The following is a 22,110-nucleotide window of genomic DNA, read 5'->3' as shown; positions in this document are numbered from 1 at the left end:
CCCGGCCGCCTGGGGCGGCCGGGCGGTGAAGCACGCTGAAGTCACTTCTTCAGCAGGTCCTTCAGGGATGCGGCGAACTCGGCGACGTTGGTCTTGCTGATCACCTTGGTCGGGACGATCAGCTTCTTGTCCGCCGGGATCCAGGACTTGTCGCCGTTCAGCGTCTTGATGATGTTGGTGGCGGAGAGGTAGCCGAACTCGTACGGCTGCTGCACGACCGTGGATTCGATGGTGCCGTCGGAGATGCCGCGCAGCGTGCGCTGGTCCTCGTCGAAGCCGACGATCTTGACCTTGCCGGCCCTGCCCGACGCCTTCACGGCGTCATAGATCAGCGGCGTCTCGTAGCTCCACAGCCCGGACATCAGCGCAATGTCGGGATATTTGACCAGCACGTTCTCCATGTTCGCCTTGGCCTTGGCGAAGTCGACCTGGTCGGTGAACACGTCGACCAGCTCGACCTTGGTGCCGGCGATCGATTCCTTGATGCCCTGCACCCGCTCGCGGGCGTTGTCGGCGTCCATCGTGCCGACGAACAGCGCGATCTTGCCGCCATTCGGCAGCGCCTTCTTGATCTCCTCGCCGGCCTGCCGCCCGGCAGCGACGTTGTCGGTGCCGATATAGGCGAGGCGATTGCTCTGCGGCGCGTCGCTGTCCGTCGTGATCAGCACGGTCTTGGCCGCAACCTTGTTGAGCTGTTCGGTTGCATGCGGCGCATCGTCGACCGAGATGGAGATGCCGGCGACGCCGCGCACCAGGAGGTCGTCGAGCTCGCGCCGCTGGCCCGCCGCGGTGCCTTCGTTGGTGACGATCAGCTCGATCTTATAGTCCGGGTGCTCCTTCTGCGCCTTCTCCAGCCCGCGGCCGGCGATGGTCCAGAAGTCGGCGGGGACGTTGGTCACCAGCGCGATGGTCTTTTTCTGCTGCGCCTGCGCCACGCCCGTGGCCATCGCAAGCGCGGCTGCGCTCGCCAGGACAGGCAGGATCAATTTCTTCATTGGGCCCTTCATGAGCACCTCCCCTTTTGTGACCCCACTTTGAGGGCCTCACACACGCGGCGCTTTTCGCGCCCTATTTTATTTAGTCGGTGAAGAAACTAGACCGACGAAATATCCAGTCAAGGATGTTTCTTATTGTTTCTTCAAGCATGAATGGTACACGAGGGACGATATTAGTAAATATGCTGCGACATATCAGCCCCAAACTGTGCTTTTTAGATTACACTTGCATCTGCACGCGTTGATTAACTTCAGAAGGCGAATTAAAAAGACCCCATGAAAGACCCCGTGGATGAGCAGCCCGAACCGTCGAAACGTGCCCTGAACCCGGCCCGCGGATCGAACCGCGGCCGTCTTGTCGACGTCCTGCGGCGTCAGGGACCGATGCCGCGCGTCGAACTCGCGCGGAGCACGGGGCTGAGCTTTGCGGCGATTTCCGCCATAACGTCGAAACTGATCGCCGAAGAATTGCTGTGCGAGGCCGAGCCCGACGCGGTGGCCTGGGCCGACGATGCCGATGAGGACGATGGCGACGGCCTTTCCGTCCGCCGCCGCGGCCGGCCGGCGGTGCTGCTGACGCTGAACCCGGAGTTCGGCCGCATCGTCGCGGTCTCGCTGCGCATGAACCTGATCGAGACGCTGATCGCCGATTTCAGCGGCTCCGGCCTCGCGCAATCGCGGCTTGAAATCCCGACCCGCGCGCTCGATGCAAGCGCGCTGCGCGCGCTGGTGATTGCCCAGATCGATGCCATCCTCGATGCGACGGCCACGCCGCGGCATCGGCTGCTCGGCATCGGGATCGCGCTGCAAGGCATCGTCAACGCCGATACCGGCCGGCATCTGTGGAGCCCGGCGCTGTCGGCCACCGACGTCGATCTGGCGACGCCGATCCGCGAAGCGTTCGGCGTCGAGCCCGTGATGGCGAACGACGCGGTCGCGGTTGCGCTGGCGCTCACCGCCGCGGAGCCGGCGCTGGCGCAGGGCCTCTCGGCCAGCATCGTGGTCGGCCATGGCGTCGGCATGGGCGTCGTTGTCGACGGCGAGCCGCGCTGGGGCACCGACGCCGGCAGCGAGATCGGCCACGTCAAGCTGGCGCCGGATGGTCCGCAATGCCGCTGCGGCCAGCGCGGCTGTATCGAGGCCTATCTCGCCGACTACGCGCTCTACCGCGACGCCCGCACCTTTCTCGACCTGCCGCCGGCGGCGGCACAGCAGCCGTCCGAGGCCCAGATGACGTTGCTGCGCGAACGCGCCCAGGGCGGCGATCCCCGCCTCGAACATCTGTACCAGGCGGCGGGCCGCTCGCTCGCAGGGGCGGTCGCCGCCACGATCTCGGTGCTGCGCCCGCATCACATCATCCTGGCGGGCCCCGGCCTGCAGGCCTTCGAGATGATGCGGCACGCCTATGAGGAGCGGCTCGAGCAGGCGGTGCTGCCGTGGCTGCTCAAATCCACCGCGATCTATGTCCGTCCGAGCGAGTCGGCGGCGATCGTCGACGGCATGGTGCGGCGGACGCTGCGGGTGGTGGACCGCAACCTGCTGGAAACGGCCGAGTGAACACTGGAAGCGCGGCCCTTCTCTGGACCATAATCAAGCAACCGACGCCGTGAAGGCGCAAGATCGAGAGAATGAACATGCAGGGCGCGACCTATCCAAGCCTCAAGGACCGGACTGTGCTGGTGACCGGCGGCGGTTCCGGCATCGGTGAAGCCATCGTCCGCCAGTTCGCCGACCAGGGCGCGCGGGTCGGCTTCATCGACATCGATGCGAAGGCCTCGCAGCAGCTGCTCTCCAGCCTGCCGGCACACGCGCGCGTGCAGTTCGAGCACGCCGATTTGCGCGACATCGCGGCGCTGCGACGCGCGATCGCGGCCATCCGCGAGACGCTTGGGCCGATCACCATCCTGGTCAACAACGCGGCCCGCGACGACCGTCACGCGATCGCGGACGTCACGCCGGAATATTGGGACGAGCGCTTCGCGGTCAATCTGAAGCACCAGTTCTTTGCCGCCCAAGCGGTCGCGCCTGATATGACCAGGGCCGGCGGCGGCGCGATCATCAACATCGGCTCGGTGAGCTGGGTGATCGGCCAGGGCAACATGCCCTGCTACACCACGGCCAAATCGGCGGTACAGGGCCTCACCCGCGCGCTGGCGCGCGATCTCGGACCGAACAATGTGCGGGTTAATTCGATCCTGCCCGGATGGATCATGACCCAGCGGCAGCGGGACAACTGGTTGACGCCCGCCGGCGAGGCCGAGCTGATGCAGCGGCAATGCCTCAAGCGCAAGCTGGTGCCCGACGACATCGCCCGCGTCGTGCTGTTCTTCGCCGCCGACGACAGCGGCGCCTGCACCAACCAGAACTACATCGTGGACGGCGGCTGGGTGTAAGCTGCGCGTGACCACGAGGATTTGTAGGGTGGGTTAGGCGAAGCCGTAACCCGCCATTACGCCGGTTGCGGAACGATGGTGGGTTACGCTTTGCTAACCCACCCTACGCCCTACAGGTCTACATCGCCGTGGGGCTCGTGCGCCCGGAACAGCAGGCACGCATCGCCATACGAATAGAACCGGTAACCGTCCTTGATCGCATGTGCGTAGGCGCACTGCATCGTCTCCAGGCCCGAGAAGGCCGAGACCAGCATGAACAGCGTCGAGCGCGGCAGATGGAAATTCGTCAGCAGGATGTCGACCGCGCGAAAGCGATAGCCCGGGGTGATGAAGATCGACGTATCGCCCGCGAACGGCTGCACCGTGCCGTCGGGCGTCGTCGCGCTTTCCAATAGCCGGAGCGAGGTGGTGCCGATCGCAACGATCCGGCCGCCCTTGGCGCGCGCCGCGTTCAAGGCCGACGCGGTCGCTGCGGTGATGCAGCCCCATTCGGCGTGCATCCGGTGCTCCGAGGTCTCCTCGACCTTGACCGGCAGGAACGTCCCTGCCCCGACATGCAGCGTCAGCCGGTGCAGCTCGACGCCGCGGTTCTTCAGCGCAGCCTCCAGCGCCGGCGTGAAATGCAGCCCCGCGGTCGGCGCGGCCACCGCGCCTTCATTGGCCGCGAACATGGTCTGGTAGTCGCGCGCATCCTGATCGTCAGGCGTGCGCTTCGAGGCGATGTAGGGCGGCAGCGGCGTGATGCCGACATCTGAGATCGCCTGGTCGAGCGAGGGGCCGTGGAACGAGAACGACAGCGTCACCTCGCCTTCCGGCCCCTTGGCCTCGACCTGCGCATCGAGATGGCCGAGCAGGCAGACCCTGCCCTCATTACCGAACCTGACAGTGTCGCCCTCGGCGAGCTTCTTGGCCGGCTTGACCAGCGCCTGCCAGCGCGAGCCGTCGAGCCGCTTGATCAGCGTCGCCTCGATCTTCGGCTCGGTCTCGCGCCCGATGCGCCGGCCCTTGAGCTGCGCCGCGATCACCTTGGTGTCGTTGACGACGATCTGGTCGCCCGGCTCCAGCCAATGCGGCAGATCGGCGATGCCCTGGTCGCGCAGCACGCCGTCCGGATGCACCACCAGCATCCGCGCGGCATCGCGCGGACTCGCGGGGCGGAGCGCGATGCTTTCGGGCGGGAGTTCGAAATCGAAAAGGTCAGTGCGCATGATTCAACATCGTCATTCCGGGGCGCGCAAAGCACGAACCCGGAATGACGGAGAGTGTTGGTTTACGCCGCGTCGGCGGCCATCCGCGCCTTGACGATCTTGTCCGGGTTCTGCACCGGCTCGCCGCGCTTGATCTTGTCGACGTTCTCCATGCCCTCGGTGACCTTGCCCCAGACCGTGTACTGGCCGTTGAGGAAGGAGGCGTCGTCGAAGCAGATGAAGAACTGGCTGTCGCCGGAATCCGGATTGGCGGCGCGCGCCATCGAGGCGGTGCCGCGGACATGCGGCTCCTTGTTGAACTCGGCCTTCAGCTTCTTGCCGCTTCCGCCCATGCCGGTGCCCTGCGGGCAGCCGGTCTGCGCCATGAAGCCCTCGATCACGCGGTGGAACACGATGCCGTCGTAAAAGCCCTCGCGCACCAGCTCCTTGATCCGCGCGACATGGCCCGGCGCGAGATCCGGACGCATCTCGATCGTGACGGGGCCCTGCGTGGTCTCGAGGATCAGAGTATTTTCGGTAGCAGCCATGCTCGTCTCTCCTGGCTCTTGGGTGGATATTTCTTGTTCCTGAACGGGATTGCAAACGGGCGGCCGGCCACCGCGCCGCCCAGACTCTCGGAAAATGGCAACGGCGTGCAGCGTTGCAACGCCTCCATCACGGCAATCCGGTATTGTACCCGGTCGTTATCGCTGGCCCCCTGCGATTCATAGGTGATCCTGGGGTGCCCGAGGATCGCGCCGGCGCGGTTGAAACTGACGATCACGGTGATGTCGATCAGGCCGGCCTTGTCCGGCGGCGGCGGCCGCCAGCAGCGGTGAATGGCCAGCACGACATCCCTGATGGTGTCGAGCTGTTCCGACTCGGCCGCGGCGGCGGTGGTCAGCCCAAGCCACAGCAGCGGCGTTGCAAGCAAGGTCCATGGCCTGCTGCGCGCCGCCATCATGCGTCACTTGATGTCGGATGCGACCTGCACCTTCACCATCTTGTCGGGATCGGCAACCGGTTCACCGCGCTTGAGCTTGTCGACCACGTCCATGCCGGACACCACCTCGCCGATCACGGTGTACTTCCCGTTCAGGCTCGAGCCGTCGGTAAACATGATGAAGAACTGCGAATTCGCCGAATTGGGATCGCTGGTGCGCGCCATGCCGACGATGCCGCGCTTGTAGGGCACGTTGGAGAATTCGGCCGGAAGATTTGGATATTTCGAGCCGCCGGTGCCGTTGAAATTCTTGCCGTCGCCGGTCTGCGCCATGAAGCCCTCGATGACGCGGTGGAACGGCACGTTGTTGTAGTAGCCGTCGCGCGCCAGCTGCTTGATGCGCTCGGCGTGCTGCGGTGCGAGGTCGGGGCGCAGCTTGATGACGATGCGGCCCTTGGTGGTGTCGATCACGATCGCATTGGCCTTGTCGAGATTGGCCGGCAGCGGCTGCGCGACCGCGGGCACGACGCAGAGCAGCGCGGCAACGAATGCAAGAATGCGGATCATGGAAACTCCGGATCTCTGAACGTTCGGGATATAGCGGATGGCCGGCATCAGCCGGCGAACTTGGCCTTCAGGCTAGCGGCGACTGATGACGGCACGAAGGCTGAGAAGTCGCCGCCCATCTGGGCGATTTGGCGCACCAGTGTGGCGGTGATCGGACGGACCGCGGGTGAGGCCGGGACGAAGACGGTATGCACCTCCGGCGCCATGGCCTCGTTCATGCCGGCCAATTGCATCTCGTAGTCGAGATCGGTGCCGTCGCGCAGGCCGCGAATCATGATGGTGGCGCCGAGCTTGCGCGCCGCCGTCACCGTCAGATTGTCGTAGGTGGTGCACTCGAGCGTGCAGCCCGCCTGCTGGACCACGGGACCGCACACCTCCTGGAGCATCTGCAGCCGTTCCTCGGTCGAGAACAGCGATTTCTTGCCGGGATGCACGGCAACCGCCACGACCAGGCGGTCGCACAGGACGGCGGCCTGCCGGACCACGTCCAGATGGCCGTTGGTGACGGGATCGAAGGAGCCGGGATAGAGCGCAATACGGGGCATGGGTCCCCTCTAACCCGCCCGGCCCGCCGCGGCAAGCCAGCCCGGTTCCGCCGCTCCCCGGCTCCGGGCCAAGTCGGCCAACGGACTTTTGTCCGTCGGCCACTGAACCAGCTCTGGGATGCCAGCGTCTACCAGGCCGAATGTTTCGTCGCCCGCTGGCGGACGAAACACAACCGGCCCGGGATGAAACCATTTTCCGGCGTGGCGAAGACGTCAGGAAACTTGCGGCCGGTACATCTCGGACAACGAAACGACGGGCCCGGGGGGCCCGATCAAATGGGGACCGTCATGATCAAGGCATTTTCCGCCATCGCGATTGCTGCGTTCATCGCCGCCGCGCTCACCGTTCTTCCGGGCTTCGCCCCGCAGGTCGAAGCCTCGACCCCGCAGCCGCTCGCCAAGGGCGACCGCCTCGATGTCCACCCGATCGGCAAGGGCTGCTCGCAGCAGGCCTGGCCGAATTTCGAGGCCTCCTGCCTGCGCTCCGCCGGCAGCAAGACAGTGGTTCGCGAAGCCCGCCTCGTCACCGCCGATCGCACCCCGTAGTCACGTCTGCCCGTGCAGCGTCACGTCTGACCGTCACACAAATCCCGATGGTAATTTGCGACGACCCGTCGCAGACTAACGTCTAAGGCGCTCGCACGGATCACCCGGCGGGCGCCAAGCCATCGGGAGATCGCACGTGACCAGCACACCCGCCGTCGTCTCCTCCGGCCACCCTCCCACCAGCCCGCTGCCGTTTGCCGTCACCCTCGGTGCGCTGGGCGTCGTCTATGGCGATATCGGCACCAGCCCGCTCTACGCGCTGAAGGAAGCGGCCAAGGCCGCCACCCATGGCGGTCCGCTCACCGAGAGCGCCGTGCTCGGCGTGGTCTCGCTGATCCTGTGGGCGCTGATCCTGATCATCTCGCTGAAATACGCCATGCTGATCCTGCGCGCCGACAACCGCGGCGAAGGCGGCATCGTGGCACTGCTAGCGCTGCTCTCGGCGCGCAATGCGGCGCCCGGCACCTGGCGCGCCCACCTTCTGGTGGTCGGCCTGATCGGCGCCGCCCTGCTCTATGGCGACGGCGCGATCACACCGGCGATCTCGGTGCTGTCGGCGATCGAGGGCTTGAAGGTCGACGCGCCGTCGCTGTCATCGGCGGTGGTGCCGATCACCGTCGTAATCCTGATCGGCCTCTTCATGATGCAGAAGCAGGGCACCGGATTCATCGGCAGGATCTTCGGCCCGGTGATGCTCTTCTGGTTCTTCGTGCTCGCCGCGCTCGGCATCCACGGCATCGTCAAGGCGCCCGGCGTGCTGGTCGCGCTCAGCCCGTATTATGCGTTCGATTTCCTGATCCACCAGAATTTCCATGTCAGCTTCGCCATCCTCGGCGCCGCCTTCCTCGCGGTGACCGGCGGTGAGGCGATGTACGCCGACATGGGGCATTTCGGCCGCTTCCCGATCCGGCTCGCCTGGTTCGCGGTCTGCCTGCCGGCGCTGGTGCTGAACTATTTCGGCCAGGCCGGCGAGCTGATCTCCGACCCCAACTCGATCGACAACCCGTTCTTCCAGCTCGCGCCGGACTGGGCGCACTATCCGCTTGTCGCGCTCGCGGCGGTCGCCACCGTGATCGCCTCGCAGGCGATCATCTCCGGCGTGTTCTCGCTGACCCAGCAGTCGATCCAGCTCGGCTTCCTGCCGCGGATGCATATCCAGCACACCACCAGCGATGCGATCGGGCAGATCTACGTGCCGCTGGTGAATTGGCTGCTCGCGGCCGGAACACTCGGCGCGGTGCTGGCCTTCGGCACCTCGGATGCGCTGGCCGGCGCCTACGGCATCGCGGTGTCGCTGCTGATGGCGATCACCACTTTGCTCGCCGCGCTGGTGGCGATCCAGTGGGGCTACGCGCCGATCCTGGTGATCGCCGTGAACGGCTTCTTCTTCATCATCGACATGATCTTCTTCGCGGCGAATTCGACCAAACTGTTCGAGGGCGGCTGGTTCCCGCTGCTGCTCGCCGGCGCGGTGGCGTTCCTGATGCTGACCTGGCGCGGCGGCGTCAAGCTGGTCGAGAAGGCGCGCGGCCAGCTGCGCCAGCCGGAGGAGGATCTGATCGAGACCGCGGTCAACAAGTGCCACAGCCGGCTGCCGGGCACCGCGATATTCCTCGCCTCCGCCCCCAACGGCGTACCGCTCGCGTTGACCCAGTTCGTCAAGCACAACCACGTGCTGCACCAGCGGGTGCTGCTGGTCACGGTACAGATCGAGGAATCCCCGCGCATCTCGGACGAGGACCGTGCGGTGATTCACGACGTCACCCCGGGCATCATCCGGGTCATCCTGCGTTACGGCTTCATGCAGTATCCGACCGTTTACGAAGGGCTGAAGCTCGCCTGCCGCCAGGGCAAGCTGCCCGGTGTCCGCCTGACCGACGTGACGTACTATATCGGCCGCGAGACCATCATCCCGCGCGAGGACATTCCGGGCATGTGGGTGTGGCGGGAATCGCTGTTCGCCTTCCTGCAACGCAACGCCGAGCGGTCCGCGGCCTTCTTCGGCGTGCCGACCGGTCAGGTCGTCGAGTTCGGCACCGAGATCGAGATCTAGCACCTGTAGCCGGATGCAGCGAAGCGCAATCCGGGACGGCCGCCGCCGCTTCGCAAGACCCTGGATTTCGCTTCGCTGCATCCGGGCTACGGGTTCAGGGAATGTCCAACGATCCGCCGCTTCAGCTCAAACCCCGGCTGACGGTCTCGGTCGACCAGGCGCAGGCGATCATGGCGCGCGTTGCGCCGCACGCGACGGTCCGTGACGTCATCGAGCTGCAAGGCGGCGAGATCAGCACGATCCTGGAGATCGTGCTCACCGATGCGCCGAACTGCATCCTGAAGATCTATCCGACACAGCTGCAATGGAAGATGGCGAAGGAGGTCCACGTCCTCGGGCTGCTCGCCCGGGTCGACATCCCCGTCCCCCGCATCCTTCTCGCCGACGACACGCGCGCGGCGATCGACCTCAACTTCGTGCTGATGACGAAGCTCGACGGCATGGTGCTCGGCCACCGCGAGCCGGCGCTGACGGACCAGGAGCTGTCTGCGATCTACGCCGAAATGGGTGCAGCGATGCGCCGGATCAACGACGTCACCCTCGACAGTTTTGGCTATATCGGTCCCAACGGGGTATGGACGCCGCACCCGACCAATCGCGCCTACATGTCCGCCCAGTTCGATCGCAAGCTAGACGAGTTCTGCATACGCGGCGGGGATGACGCGCTGGCGGAACGGCTGCGGGGCAGCGTCGCCGCCCGCCGCCATCTGCTCGACGCTGCCGAGACGCCCCGCCTCTGCCACTATGATTTCCATGCCGGCAATGTGCTGGTGACGGCGGAAGGCAAGCCGCGCCTCACCGGCATCGTCGATTTCGAGAATGCCACCGCCGGCGATCCCCTGATGGATATCGCCAAGGCGCTGTACTATTTCACCGCGAAGGACGCGCCGAAGCGCGACGGCCTGCTCGCCGGCCACGGCACGCGCGACCGGCCGGACTGGGAAGCCACGATCGCGCTCTACCGGCTCGCCTGCACGCTGGAGCTCTGGTGCTGGATGGCGCAGATCGGCCGGCCGGATGCGCTGCCCGCTCTCACCGCGGAGTTGGAGAGCGCAACGTGATTGCGTAGCCCGGATGCAGCGAAGCGCAATCCGGGAAAGTCTATCCGCGGTGCCCCCCGGATTTCGCTTCGCTTCATCCGGGCTACAAGAGAACAAAATGTTCTGAACAGATGCGACCGGGATGCGCCGAACGTTACAACATCATCGTGGCGGCTGGAGCCGCAGAGCGGCGTTGGCTTTCGCGGCCGGCGTCGTTCTCGCGTGGATTGGCACCGCTGCGACATTGGCGGCAGAAGCACCCGACGATCCATCGAAATACTGCACGAACGCCAGCGATCCCTATTGCAGGTATCTCAAGGACCCGATCCCCTATTGTCTTTCCTATATCGCCATGAATCGGGATTGCGATCGCGAGACCAAGGACAATCCCTGGGTGTGTCGCAAGGCTCAACGCGATCTGGTCCAGGAAAATTGTATCAAATGGGATGAGGCGTCGATCGCGAAATTCTGCCGGGGATGGACCGATGGCAGTTCGATCTTTGGTGAAGAGCCGGCACCGAAATTCTGCAACGGCTCCTGCTGGCTCGACATCGGCATCCTTCCTGGCTTCCGGTGTATCAATCCGAAGTGAGGTGACAAGCGGCACAGCCCGTAGCCCGGATGGAGCGAAGCGCGATCCGGGAACAGCTTGTCCGCGGTGATGCTTCCCCGGATTTCGCTTCGCTCCATCCGGGCTACGGATCTCCCGCCCGCAACAACGGCGGCACTAGCCGCCGTTGCCGTTCTCGCCGTTTTCCTCTTCCGGAATGTGCTCGACCGAGACGACGTGCTCGTCCTCGGCGGTGTCGAACACGATCACGCCCTGGGTCGAGCGGCCGGCAACACGGATGTCGGCGACCGGGCAGCGGATCAGCTGCCCCTTGTCGGTGACCAGCATGATCTGGTCGGCGTCCTCGACCGGGAACGAGGCCACCAGCTTGCCGTTGCGGTTGTTGACGCTCATCGCGACGATGCCTTTGCCGCCACGGCCGGTGGTGCGGTACTCGTAGGACGAGGTTCGCTTGCCGTAACCGTTGACCGAGACGGTCAGCACCACCTGCTCCTTGGCCGACATCTCGGCGTAGCGCTCCTGGGTGAGCTGGATCGAATCGGCGGTCTCCTCGCCCTCGGCATCCGCCGGCTCGTCGGCCGCGGCCTCGCCGGCGACGGCGCGGCGCATCTTCAGATAGGCCGAGCGCTCGTCCGACGTGGTGTCGACATGACGCAGGATCGCCAGCGAGATCAGCCGATCGCCCTCGGCGAGCGCGATGCCGCGCACGCCCATCGAGGTACGACCGGTGAACACGCGCACGTCGGTGACGGGGAAGCGGATGCACTGGCCGCCATCGGCGGTCAGCAGCACGTCGTCATGCTCGGTGCAGATCTGCACGTCGACGATCGCCTCGCCGTCGTCGAGCTTCATCGCGATGATGCCGGAGCGGCGGACATCGACGAAGTCGGACAGCTTGTTGCGGCGAACGTTGCCGCCTGTCGTCGCGAACATCACGTCGAGATTGCCCCAGGAGGATTCATCCTCCGGCAGCGGCATGATGGTGGTGATGCGCTCGCCCTGCTCCAGCGGCAGGATGTTGATCAGCGCCTTGCCGCGTGCATTCGGCGCCGCCACCGGCAGCCGCCAGACCTTCTCCTTGTAGACCTGGCCACGCGAAGAGAAGAACAGCACCGGCGTGTGGGTGGAAGCCACGAACAAGCGCGAGACGAAATCCTCGTCGCGGGTCTGCATGCCGGCGCGGCCCTTGCCGCCGCGGCGCTGCGCCCGATAGGCCGAGAGCGGCACGCGCTTGACATAGCCGGCGTGCGACACCGTCACCACCATGTCCTCGCGCTGGATCAGGTCCTCGTCCTCGACCTCGCCTTCCTGCTCCATGATCACGGTCTTGCGCGGGGTAGCGAACTGGGCCTTCACCTCGGCGAGTTCGTCTTTCACGATGCCTTGCACCCGCGCACGCGAGCGCAGGATCTCGAGATAGTCCTTGATCTCGGCGGCGAGCTTGTCGAGCTCTTCGGAAATCTCGTCCCGGCCCAGTGCGGTGAGCCGCTGCAGCCGCAGGTCGAGGATCGCCCTGGCCTGCTCCAGCGACAGCCGGAGCGTGCCGTCATCGTTGATACGATGCCGGGGATCGTCGATCAGCGTGATCATCGCTTCGACATCCCGTGCCGGCCAGTCGCGCGACATCAGGGTGTCGCGCGCGGTGTTCGGATCGGGCGAGGTGCGGATCACCCGGATCATTTCGTCGATATTGGCGACCGCGATCGCGAGGCCGACCAGGATATGGGCGCGGTCGCGTGCCTTGCCGAGCAGGAACTTGGTCCGGCGCGTCACCACCTGTTCGCGGAACGCGACGAAGATGGTGAGCAGATCCTTCAGATTCATGGTCTGGGGCCGGCCGGAGTCCAGCGCCAGCATGTTGGCTGGGAAACTCGTCTGCAGCGGCGTGAACCTGTAGAGCTGATTCAGCACCACGTCGGGCACGGCGTCGCGCTTCAATTCGATCACGACGCGGTAGCCCTCGCGATCGGACTCGTCGCGCATCTCGCCGATGCCCTCGATCTTCTTCTCGCGCGCCAGTTCGCCGATGCGCTCGACCATCGAGGCCTTGTTCACCTGATACGGAATCTCGGTGATGATGATCGCCTCGCGACCGCCGCGGATGGTGTCGATCGTCACCTTGCCGCGCATCATGATCGAGCCGCGGCCGAGATGATAGGCCGAGCGGATACCCTGGCGCCCCAGGATGACGCCGCCGGTCGGGAAATCCGGTCCCGGGATGATGTTGATGAGCTCGTCGATCGTAAGTGCCGGGTTGTCGATCAGCGCCACGCAGGCGTCGACCACCTCGCCGAGATTGTGTGGCGGGATGTTGGTCGCCATGCCGACGGCGATGCCGCCGGCGCCGTTGACCAAGAGGTTCGGGAATCTCGCCGGCAGGACCGACGGCTCCTGCTCGGAATTGTCGTAGTTGGGCTGGAAATCGACAGTGTCCATGTCGATGTCGGCGAGCAGGGCAAGCGCCGCCTTGGTCAGCCTCGCTTCGGTATATCGGTAGGCCGCGGGCGGATCGCCGTCGACCGAGCCGAAATTGCCCTGCCCGTCGATCAGCGGCACGCGCAGCGAGAAGTCCTGCGCCATGCGAACCATGGCGTCGTAAATCGACTGGTCGCCGTGCGGGTGATACTTACCGATCACGTCGCCGACCACGCGGGCGGATTTCACATACTTCTTGTCCGGCGTGTGTCCCTGCTCATGCATCGAGTAGAGGATGCGCCGGTGCACCGGCTTCAGTCCGTCGCGCGCATCGGGCAGCGCACGCGACACGATCACGCTCATCGCGTAATCGAGATAGGACTTCTTCATCTCCTCGAGAATGGAAACGGGACGAATATCGGAGGGTCCCGGCTGCTCGCCGGGCTTGTCGTCTTCGCTATCGGACAAAGGGGAAATCCGCTCAGTTTTACTCGGGAATCATATAGCGTATCGGGGGCCCGAAAACCACCCCCACGCGGCTTTGCTGCTCGGTTTTTCCGTCTGTTTTTTCATGCACTTACGGGGAAGCTCGCAAGTTCCCGAACGACGCGATTGAGGGCCGAATAGTGAATGGCGAACAGCGAACGGAAAAGCCCTCTTCGCTTTCCCCCATTCGCTGCTCTCACGGCCCGAATACCGCCGCGTGCATGATGCGGCCCGGCATGAAGGTGAAGAGGCCGGCGATGACCAGCGCGCCGAAGAAGATGCCGATCATCGTGAACCTGTGCCGGCGGATGTTGTGGGTTCGCGCGGCCATCACGCCCAGCACCAGCATCGCCAGCGAGAAGATCGACAGCAAATGGATCGGACTCCACGGGCCGACCAGCTTGATCTGGTGGATCCAGAACGAGCTCCCGGCCACCACCAGCATCAGGATCACCCAGATCCAGCCCAGCGTCCGGTGCGGCAGCGTCCCTTTGGGCGCGGCGAGCTGGATAGAGCCGAGCACGAAGGCGGCCATCGCGGCAAAGGCGTGGAGCGGGATCGCAGGCGCGGCGTCGAGCAACGGTGCGAGGCTCATGATGACAGCCCTCAGGCGCTTCGCGGCAACCACAGCGCATTGCCGGCGCCGATGTAAATACCATTAACATCAGGCTGTGTCAAAAGCCGAGGGAACCTTGAACAGCCAGAACAAATGCCTGTATCTTATCAGATAGATATGGAGCTATCCCACTTGTCCACTTGAACAAGTTTCCATCGCGCATCATAACGCCCGTCCTGAGTGCGCTGCCTGGAAACGCCGCCGCCGGTCAGAACGGAATGTCGTCGTCCATGTCGCTGTTGCGGCTGCCTGCGGCGACCGGGCGGCGCGGCGCGGAAGAGACCGGACCGGCCGAGCCGAAATCGCTGCCGCCATCGTCGGAGAAGCTGCTGCCGCCTCCGCCACCGCGCCCGTCAAGCATCGTGAGGTTGGAGTTGAAGCCCTGCAGCACGACCTCGGTCGAGTATTTCTCGACGCCGCTCTGGTCGGTCCATTTGCGGGTCTGCAGCTGGCCCTCGATGTATACCTTGGCGCCCTTCTTCAGGTACTGCTCGGCCACCTTGCAAAGGCCTTCGTTGAAGATCACGACGCGGTGCCACTCGGTCTTTTCCTTGCGCTCGCCCGTACCCTTGTCGCGCCAGGTTTCGGAGGTGGCGATGGAGAGGTTCGCGATCGGACGACCGTCCTGCGTCCGCCGGATCTCCGGATCCTTGCCGAGATTGCCGACCAGAATCACCTTGTTCACGCTTCCCGCCATCGCTTCTTCTCCACTCAACCGGGCAGCCGGACATCGGCCGCCACTCTCAACCTTCGCCACTTACTGCAGGCGTCGCGAACGACCCTATACGCCGACACCGGCCCGCCGCCTGTGCCGTCGCGCGGGTTATCCACGCCATTATCGACATATAGCACTCCGGCAGGCGGTGTTCCAGTTTTGTTCCTTGCAACTCTCCGTAGCAACGGAACTATGGCCGATTTCGCGCTCCAGCCGCCCATCGTTTGGTGGAGCCGCGACAAAAGCGCAGGAAAAACAGCAACTTGCGTATTTTGCACTTCTTACGCGAGTGTGGCTTTTGGGAGACGGCCTTGGCGGTTGAATCAGGCTATAGCTTGAATCCATGACGCGGGCGCTCGCGTCTGAGATCGCGCTTCGGGACCACAGGAAGCCGATCACGAGCTGGGAGATTTGACGATGAAGAAATTTTTACTCGGTACCGTCGCTCTGATTGCGTTCGCTGCGCCTGCCGCTGCCGCCGACCTCGCTGCCCGCCCCTACACCAAGGCGCCGCCGCCCGTCATCGCTCCGATCTACGACTGGACTGGCTTCTACATCGGCGCCAACGGCGGCTGGGGCTCGAGCCACAACTGCTGGGATCAAATCGTCGGCGGCGTGAATATCGGATCGGATGGTTGCCACGACGCGACCGGCGGCACCGCCGGTGGTCAGATCGGCTATCGCTGGCAGTCGGGCACATGGGTGTTCGGCCTCGAAGCCCAGGGCAACTGGGCTGACTTCAAGGGCAGCAATAACGCTGCACTGTTCGCGCCCGGCGCGTTCACCAACCAGACCAAGATCGACGCCTTCGGCCTGTTCACCGGCCAGATCGGCTACGCCGTCAACAACGTGCTGCTCTACGTCAAGGGCGGTGCTGCTCTGACCGACAACCGCTATCGCACCTTCGCCAACGTGCCTGCCCCGGTCGTCGCGGGCCAGACCGACGAAACCCGTTGGGGTGGAGCCGTCGGCGCCGGCATCGAAGTCGGCTTCGCGCCGAACTGGACCGCCGGTGTCGAGTACAACCACTTCTTCATGGAAGACCACACCTACACTCTGAGGACTCCGGCTGGCGGCCTGCTGTTCAGCAACACCCGCATCAGTCAGGACGTCGACGTCGTCACCGTCCGCGTCAACTACAAGTGGGGCGGCCCGGTCATCGCGAAGTACTGATCGCGCGATCGGATTTCAGACCATCGAAAAGGCCGGCCTTGTGCCGGCCTTTTTGTTTGCCCGCCCGCCGATGCCGCCCGCCGGCCTCGCGCCGGCCTTTTGCTGTTCAGACGAAAAGCTGTGATCCGGTGCCGCCAAAACACCTTAGGTTGTGTGTTTCCGGCGCATTGTTGTTTTCCGGGCACACACATTCTGTGTCCGGCTGTGTAGAAGGATGACAACGTCAGGCAATCCTGCGTGATGTCCTGCACGGGGCATGAAGGGTCGACGATAGCGTCGACAAGACAATCGGGACTGGGAATTTGGAAATGAGGAATCTGTTGCTGGCTTCGGCCGGTTTGCTTGTATTGAGCGCGTTTGCACCGGCCAGCGCCGCGGACATGGCGGCCCGTGCCCCCTACGTGAAGGCTCCGCCGCCCGCTGCCATCTATAACTGGACCGGCTTCTACATCGGCGGCTTCGGTGGCTACGCCAGCGAAAACTCCGGCAACCCGAAGATGGAAGGCGGCTTCGGCGGCGGCACCATCGGCTACAACTGGCAGGCCGGCAACTTCGTGTACGGCCTCGAGGCCGACGGCGCCTGGGCGGACGTCAATGCGTCGGTCAGCGGCTTCGGCGTCACCGTGAAGAGCAAGATCGAAGCGCTCGGGACCGTGCGCGGCCGCGTCGGCTTCGCCGTCGACCAGGTGCTGTTCTACGGCACCGGCGGCTACGCCTGGGTCGACAACAAGCTCAGCGTCACCGCGCTCGGCGTCACCGCTTCGCAGAGCAACTTCCACTCCGGCTGGACCGTCGGCGCCGGCATCGAGGCGTTCATCGCGCCGCAGTGGTCGCTCAAGGGCGAGTACCTGTACCGCAGCCTGGACAGCGAGACCTATTTCGGCGTGCCCTCCGGAACGCTCGAACTGCACAGCGTCCAGTTCGGCGTGAACTATCACTTCGGCGGCCCGGTGGTCGCGAGGTACTGAGCACTGAGCAACTCCTGATCGCACGATCGGGACCCGAAGGCCGGCCCTGGTGGCCGGCCTTTTTGCTTTGCCGGAACCGGCCCTGCTGACGGCTGCTGCCATCGAGCGAACTATCCGTTGATGGAATCAACTCGGCACTGGAAATCTGCCGCCGTTCTTCCTACGTTCCAGTCCTCACACCACCATCGGCGCAGGGTCCCGGCATCACCGGTGGCGCGCGCCCAAAAGGCGCAACGTTCAGGCGCCCGGAACTGTCGCAATGGATGAAGTGCTCAAGGCGAAGCGTCAACAGGCCGGCTCCTCGTCGCGCGCCATCACGATCCGCGGCGCGCGCGAACACAATCTGAAGAACATCGACGTCGAGATTCCCCGCGACAAGCTCGTGGTGTTCACCGGCCTGTCCGGCTCGGGAAAATCCTCGCTCGCGTTCGACACCATCTATGCAGAGGGCCAGCGCCGCTACGTCGAGTCGCTGTCGGCCTATGCGCGCCAGTTTCTCGAGATGATGCAGAAGCCCGACGTCGACCAGATCGACGGCCTGTCGCCGGCGATCTCGATCGAGCAGAAAACCACGTCGAAGAACCCGCGCTCCACCGTCGGCACCGTCACCGAGATCTACGACTACATGCGCCTGTTGTGGGCCCGCGTCGGCGTGCCCTATTCGCCGGCAACCGGCCTGCCGATCGAGAGCCAGATCGTCTCGCAGATGGTCGACCGCGTGCTGGCGCTGCCCGAGGGCACCCGCCTCTATCTGCTGGCGCCGGTCGTGCGCGGCCGCAAGGGCGAGTACAAGAAGGAGCTCGCCGAGTACCTCAAGAAGGGCTTTCAGCGCGTCAAGATCGACGGCACCTTCTACGAGCTGTCGGAGGCGCCCGCGCTCGACAAGAAATTCCCGCACGACATCGACGTCGTGGTCGACCGCATCGTGGTGCGCCCGGATCTCGCGCAGCGCCTCGCCGAGAGCTTTGAGACTGCGCTCAAGCTTGCCGAAGGCCTCGCCGTGATCGAATACGCCGACGCGCCGGCGGCGGCCGCTACGGCGGACGACAAGAAGAAGACCGCAAAGATTCACGACAAGAGCGGGCCCGAGCGCATCCTGTTCTCGGAAAAATTCGCCTGCCCGGTCTCCGGCTTCACCATTCCCGAGATCGAACCGCGCCTGTTCTCCTTCAACAATCCCTATGGCGCCTGCCCGGCCTGCGGCGGCCTCGGCGTCGAGCAGCATATCGACGAGGACCTCGTCATCCCCGACAAGGAGCTGACCCTGGGCAAGGGCGCGATCGCGCCCTGGGCGAAATCGTCGTCGCCGTATTACATCCAGACCCTGACCGCGCTCGGCAAGCACTACAAGTTCACGCTGAACACCAAGTGGAAGGACCTGCCGAAGAAGGTGCAGCAAGCGCTGCTGCACGGCTCCGGCGACGACGAGATCAAGTTCTCCTATGAGGACGGGGTGCGCTCCTACGACACCAAGAAGCCGTTCGAGGGCGTCATCACCAACATCAACCGCCGCTATCGCGAGACCGAGAGCGAGTGGGCGCGCGAGGAGCTCGGCAAGTATTTTTCCGACGTGCCCTGCGCCGGCTGCAACGGCTACCGCCTGAAGCCGGAGGCGCTCTGCGTCAAGATCGGCGGCAAGCATATCGGCGAGATCGCCGACCTCTCGGTGCGGCGCGCCGGCGAATGGTTCGAGACGGTGCCGGCGGCGCTGAATGCGCAGCAGAACGAGATCGCGGCACGCATCCTCAAGGAGATCCGCGAGCGGTTGACCTTCCTGCTCGATGTCGGCCTGAACTACCTGACGCTGTCGCGCTCCTCCGGCACGCTGTCCGGCGGCGAGAGCCAGCGCATCCGCCTCGCCTCGCAGATCGGCTCGGGTCTGACCGGCGTGCTCTACGTGCTCGACGAGCCGTCGATCGGCCTGCACCAGCGCGACAATGCCCGCCTGCTCGACACCCTGAAGCGGCTGCGCGACCTCGGCAACACCGTGGTCGTGGTCGAGCATGACGAGGACGCCATCCGCCTCGCGGACTACGTGCTCGACATCGGTCCCGGGGCCGGCATGCATGGCGGCCACATCGTCGCCGAAGGCACACCTGCCGACATCATGCGCAACCCGAAGTCGCTGACCGGAAAGTATCTCACCGGCGAGCTGTCGGTTGCGATCCCGGAGCGGCGGCCGCCGAACCACCGCCGCACCATCAAGGTGATCAACGCCCGCGGCAACAATTTGAAGAACGTCTCGGCGGAAATCCCGCTCGGCCTGTTCACCTGCGTCACCGGCGTCTCCGGCGGCGGCAAGTCGACCTTGCTGATCGACACGCTGTACCGCGCCATCGCCCGCAAGCTGAACAACGCCAGCGAGGGCGCCGCGCCGCACGACCGCATCGAGGGCCTCGAGCACATCGACAAGATCATCGACATCGACCAGTCGCCGATCGGTCGCACCCCGCGCTCGAACCCGGCGACCTATACCGGCGCCTTCACGCCGATCCGCGAATGGTTCGCCGGCCTCCCCGAGGCGAAGGCGCGCGGCTACGAGCCCGGGCGCTTCTCCTTCAACGTCAAGGGCGGCCGCTGCGAGGCCTGCCAGGGCGACGGCGTTATCAAGATCGAGATGCACTTTTTGCCCGACGTCTACGTCACCTGCGACACCTGCAAGGGCAAGCGCTACAACCGCGAGACGCTCGAAGTGCTGTTCAAGGGCAAGAGCATCGCCGACGTGCTCGACATGACCGTCGAGGAAGCCGCCGAGTTCTTCAAGGCGGTGCCGCGCGTGCGCGAGACGTTCCAGACCCTGCACCGTGTCGGGTTGGACTACATCCACGTCGGCCAGCAGGCCACGACACTCTCGGGCGGCGAAGCCCAGCGCGTCAAGCTCGCAAAGGAGCTGTCAAAGCGCGCCACCGGCCGCACGCTCTACATCCTGGACGAGCCGACCACCGGCCTGCACTTCCACGACGTCGCCAAGCTTTTGGAGGTGCTGCACGAGCTGGTCGCCCAGGGCAATACGGTAGTGGTGATCGAGCACAATCTCGAAGTCATCAAGACCGCCGACTGGGTCATCGACCTCGGCCCCGAAGGCGGCGACGGCGGCGGCGAAATCGTCGCCTGGGGCCCGCCGGAGGATATCGTCAAGGCGCCGCGGAGCTACACCGGCAAATTTTTGGCCCCGGTGCTGAAGAAGGCGAACAGCAAGCCGCGGAAGAGCGGCACGGCAAGCGAGGCGGCGGAGTAGCTAACGCGCCACCTCTGATACGTAGCCCGGATGAGCGAAGCGACATCCGGGGCCATCAGTGCAATATGACGACGATCCCGCATCTCGCTTCGCTCATGCGGGCTACGGCTCCTACAATTCCGGCCCGCCGTTACACCGCCCAGTAGTTCGGGTGCGTGTAGGAGCGCGAGCGGTCGCCCCAGTCGAATTCGTCGCCGTCGAATTCGCAGGGGCCGGTCTGCAGCTCTTCCAGCGTTGCCTCGGCCTCGTAGGCCAGACGCTCGGGATCGTATTTGAGCGCGCTCCACTTGATGGGATAGTGATGGTGGGTACTCAGCATCCCGCCGGTCTTGATCACCGCATAGGCGACCGTTCCGGTCAACTTGTCGAGCATCAGCCGCTCGATCGATCCGAGTTTCGTGCCGTTGCGGCCGTAGACGTTGACGTGCTCAACGCGGTCACTGGGCACCAAGGTATGACTCATGGCGTCCTCCCAGTTTCAGTGGGTTTGAACGGCACCATAGCACGAATGGGCAGGCGCAGGGGCGGACCGGCGAGGCGCAATCGCCGCACCTGCCGCAAACTCGGCGGCGTAGCCCGGATGAGCGAAGCGACATCCGGGAACATTTCGTCCCGCATGTCGCTTCGCTCATGCGAGCTACAGCCCCTACTTCGTCCTCCTGAGAAACGCCCCGAACGCCCGTGGTCCATCGCCGACCTTGATCTCGCCCACGACCTTCAGCTCGGCGGCGTCGATCACGCTGAGCGTGTTGCTCTCCCAATTCGCGACCACGATGCGCTTGCCGTCGGCGGTGGCCTCGATGCCTTCGGGGTAGTCGCCGACGCTGATCCGCCTCACGGGCTGCAGGGTCGTAAGGTCGAACACGCTGACGGTGCCGTCATACTGGTCGGTGACAAAGCCGCGGCCCTGCGCCAGCGCCACGGCGTAGGGGCGCAGGCCGGCATGGACGCGGCCGATCTCGCGGGCAGTGGCGATGTCGATCACCGAGACGTCGTTGCTGCCGACATTGGCGGTGTAGGCGCGCTTGCCCTCGAGGTCGATGGTGACGCCGAACGGGCAGGTGCCGACCTTCACGACCCCTCTCCGCTCGCGCGTGCCGGTGTCGATGATCGAGACGCTGTCGTCGTCGCGGTCCGCCGACAGCAGCAGGCGGCCGTCCGGCGTCACGGCGAGCCCGGACGGCGATGCGCCGACCGCGATGCTGGCGGCGACCTTGCGCTCATTCGCGTCGATCACCCGCACCGCGGCGGCGTACCAGTCGGCGACATAGACCGTGGCGCCGTCGGGCGCGACCGCGATGCCGAGCGGCCCGCCGCCGACATCGACTCGGCCCACGACCTTTCGCGCCGATGCGTCGACCACGGTGAGCACCTTGGCGTCAGGGCTGGTCACATAGGCGAAGCGGCCGTCCGCTGAGATGGCGACGCCCGCCGGCTTGCCGCCGATCGCGATCGTCGCGACCGGTTTTGAGATCACAAGATCGACCACGGTGAGGTCGTCGCTGAGCTGGTTGGTGACGAACGCCTCTTCCGCTCGCGCGGCGCCGGCGAGGAGTGCCGCCAGGACAATGAAGGGCACGGCTAAAGCGCGATGAGCTCGAGTCGGAGCAATCTCGCCACAGACTCGCTGCACCTCTCCCGCTTGCGGGGGAGGTCGGA

20 protein-coding genes are annotated in these 22,110 nt (G+C 65.0%); 9 read left to right on the top strand and 11 right to left on the bottom strand.

The annotated features are described in order from the left end of the window. Window positions 1-41 precede the first annotated feature (41 nt). Entirely contained in the window at window positions 42-1,007 is a 966-nt protein-coding gene (locus CI41S_RS26670) for a sugar-binding protein (protein WP_139862320.1), read from the bottom strand. Window positions 1,008-1,271: 264 nt separating this feature from the next. Between CI41S_RS26670 and CI41S_RS26665 the strand changes: the two genes are divergently transcribed. Both CI41S_RS26665 and CI41S_RS26660 read left to right on the top strand, forming a co-directional pair. Next, on the top strand, window positions 1,272-2,552 hold the full coding sequence (locus CI41S_RS26665; RefSeq protein ID WP_139862319.1) for an ROK family protein: 1,281 nt from the start codon (window positions 1,272-1,274) through the stop codon (window positions 2,550-2,552). 77 nt (window positions 2,553-2,629) lie between these two features. Then, window positions 2,630-3,388, top strand: coding sequence for an SDR family NAD(P)-dependent oxidoreductase (locus CI41S_RS26660; RefSeq protein WP_139862364.1), 759 nt, complete (start codon window positions 2,630-2,632; stop codon window positions 3,386-3,388). 110 nt (window positions 3,389-3,498) lie between these two features. Here the strand turns inward: CI41S_RS26660 and queA are convergent, their stop codons facing one another. The 5 genes from queA to coaD form a co-directional block, all read right to left on the bottom strand. Next, on the bottom strand, window positions 3,499-4,596 hold the full coding sequence (queA, locus tag CI41S_RS26655) for a tRNA preQ1(34) S-adenosylmethionine ribosyltransferase-isomerase QueA (RefSeq protein ID WP_139862318.1): 1,098 nt from the start codon (window positions 4,594-4,596) through the stop codon (window positions 3,499-3,501). A gap of 62 nt (window positions 4,597-4,658) precedes the next feature. After that, window positions 4,659-5,123, bottom strand: a complete 465-nt coding sequence (locus tag CI41S_RS26650; protein WP_139862317.1) for a peptidylprolyl isomerase — start codon at window positions 5,121-5,123, stop codon at window positions 4,659-4,661. Then, on the bottom strand, window positions 5,099-5,536 hold the full coding sequence (locus CI41S_RS26645) for a hypothetical protein (RefSeq protein WP_139862316.1): 438 nt from the start codon (window positions 5,534-5,536) through the stop codon (window positions 5,099-5,101). Before CI41S_RS26645 ends, CI41S_RS26650 begins: the two co-directional genes overlap by 25 nt. 6 nt (window positions 5,537-5,542) lie before the next feature. After that, complete coding sequence (locus CI41S_RS26640; RefSeq protein WP_139862315.1) at window positions 5,543-6,085, bottom strand: peptidylprolyl isomerase; 543 nt, start codon at window positions 6,083-6,085, stop codon at window positions 5,543-5,545. A 47-nt stretch (window positions 6,086-6,132) separates the two neighbouring features. Further along, entirely contained in the window at window positions 6,133-6,630 is a 498-nt protein-coding gene (gene coaD / locus CI41S_RS26635; RefSeq protein ID WP_139483413.1) for a pantetheine-phosphate adenylyltransferase, read from the bottom strand. A 288-nt stretch (window positions 6,631-6,918) separates the two neighbouring features. Between coaD and CI41S_RS26630 the strand changes: the two genes are divergently transcribed. The 4 genes from CI41S_RS26630 to CI41S_RS26615 all read left to right on the top strand — a co-directional run bounded on the left by CI41S_RS26630 (window position 6,919) and on the right by CI41S_RS26615 (window position 10,861). Beyond that, the gene (locus CI41S_RS26630) at window positions 6,919-7,176 is read left to right on the top strand and encodes a hypothetical protein (protein ID WP_139483412.1); all 258 of its coding nucleotides are present in this window, start codon (window positions 6,919-6,921) and stop codon (window positions 7,174-7,176) included. Window positions 7,177-7,363: 187 nt separating this feature from the next. Then, a complete protein-coding gene (locus CI41S_RS26625; RefSeq protein WP_139862363.1) occupies window positions 7,364-9,229 on the top strand; it encodes a potassium transporter Kup in 1,866 nt (621 codons plus the stop codon). Between the two features lie 101 nt (window positions 9,230-9,330). Beyond that, window positions 9,331-10,290, top strand: coding sequence for a phosphotransferase family protein (locus tag CI41S_RS26620; protein WP_139862314.1), 960 nt, complete (start codon window positions 9,331-9,333; stop codon window positions 10,288-10,290). A gap of 121 nt (window positions 10,291-10,411) precedes the next feature. Beyond that, window positions 10,412-10,861: a hypothetical protein gene (locus CI41S_RS26615; protein ID WP_139862313.1), complete on the top strand. Its 450-nt coding sequence runs from the start codon at window positions 10,412-10,414 to the stop codon at window positions 10,859-10,861. Between the two features lie 135 nt (window positions 10,862-10,996). Here CI41S_RS26615 and gyrA read toward each other — a convergent pair whose 3' ends face one another. The 3 genes from gyrA to CI41S_RS26600 all read right to left on the bottom strand — a co-directional run bounded on the left by gyrA (window position 10,997) and on the right by CI41S_RS26600 (window position 15,054). Then, the gene (gene gyrA / locus CI41S_RS26610) at window positions 10,997-13,723 is read right to left on the bottom strand and encodes a DNA gyrase subunit A (RefSeq protein ID WP_139862312.1); all 2,727 of its coding nucleotides are present in this window, start codon (window positions 13,721-13,723) and stop codon (window positions 10,997-10,999) included. 214 nt (window positions 13,724-13,937) lie between these two features. Beyond that, a complete protein-coding gene (locus CI41S_RS26605; RefSeq protein WP_139862311.1) occupies window positions 13,938-14,336 on the bottom strand; it encodes a DUF2306 domain-containing protein in 399 nt (132 codons plus the stop codon). A 229-nt stretch (window positions 14,337-14,565) separates the two neighbouring features. Next, on the bottom strand, window positions 14,566-15,054 hold the full coding sequence (locus tag CI41S_RS26600) for a single-stranded DNA-binding protein (protein WP_139862310.1): 489 nt from the start codon (window positions 15,052-15,054) through the stop codon (window positions 14,566-14,568). A 435-nt stretch (window positions 15,055-15,489) separates the two neighbouring features. On the opposite strand from CI41S_RS26600, the gene CI41S_RS26595 reads away from it, so the two are divergent. The 3 genes from CI41S_RS26595 to uvrA all read left to right on the top strand — a co-directional run bounded on the left by CI41S_RS26595 (window position 15,490) and on the right by uvrA (window position 20,451). Then, on the top strand, window positions 15,490-16,245 hold the full coding sequence (locus tag CI41S_RS26595; RefSeq protein WP_139862309.1) for an outer membrane protein: 756 nt from the start codon (window positions 15,490-15,492) through the stop codon (window positions 16,243-16,245). A gap of 308 nt (window positions 16,246-16,553) precedes the next feature. Further along, entirely contained in the window at window positions 16,554-17,213 is a 660-nt protein-coding gene (locus CI41S_RS26590) for an outer membrane protein (RefSeq protein WP_139862308.1), read from the top strand. 259 nt (window positions 17,214-17,472) lie between these two features. Beyond that, window positions 17,473-20,451, top strand: coding sequence for an excinuclease ABC subunit UvrA (uvrA, locus tag CI41S_RS26585; RefSeq protein WP_139862307.1), 2,979 nt, complete (start codon window positions 17,473-17,475; stop codon window positions 20,449-20,451). Window positions 20,452-20,581: 130 nt separating this feature from the next. Here the strand turns inward: uvrA and CI41S_RS26580 are convergent, their stop codons facing one another. Next, complete coding sequence (locus CI41S_RS26580; RefSeq protein WP_139862306.1) at window positions 20,582-20,914, bottom strand: PRC-barrel domain-containing protein; 333 nt, start codon at window positions 20,912-20,914, stop codon at window positions 20,582-20,584. Between the two features lie 183 nt (window positions 20,915-21,097). Beyond that, window positions 21,098-22,030, bottom strand: a complete 933-nt coding sequence (locus CI41S_RS26575; protein ID WP_139862305.1) for a YVTN family beta-propeller repeat protein — start codon at window positions 22,028-22,030, stop codon at window positions 21,098-21,100. Window positions 22,031-22,110: the final 80 nt, after the last annotated feature.

It is taken from the genome of Bradyrhizobium ivorense (genome assembly GCF_900696085.1).
GTDB classification, from domain to species: domain Bacteria; phylum Pseudomonadota; class Alphaproteobacteria; order Rhizobiales; family Xanthobacteraceae; genus Bradyrhizobium; species Bradyrhizobium ivorense.
This window is presented reverse-complemented; position numbering and strand designations above follow the sequence as displayed.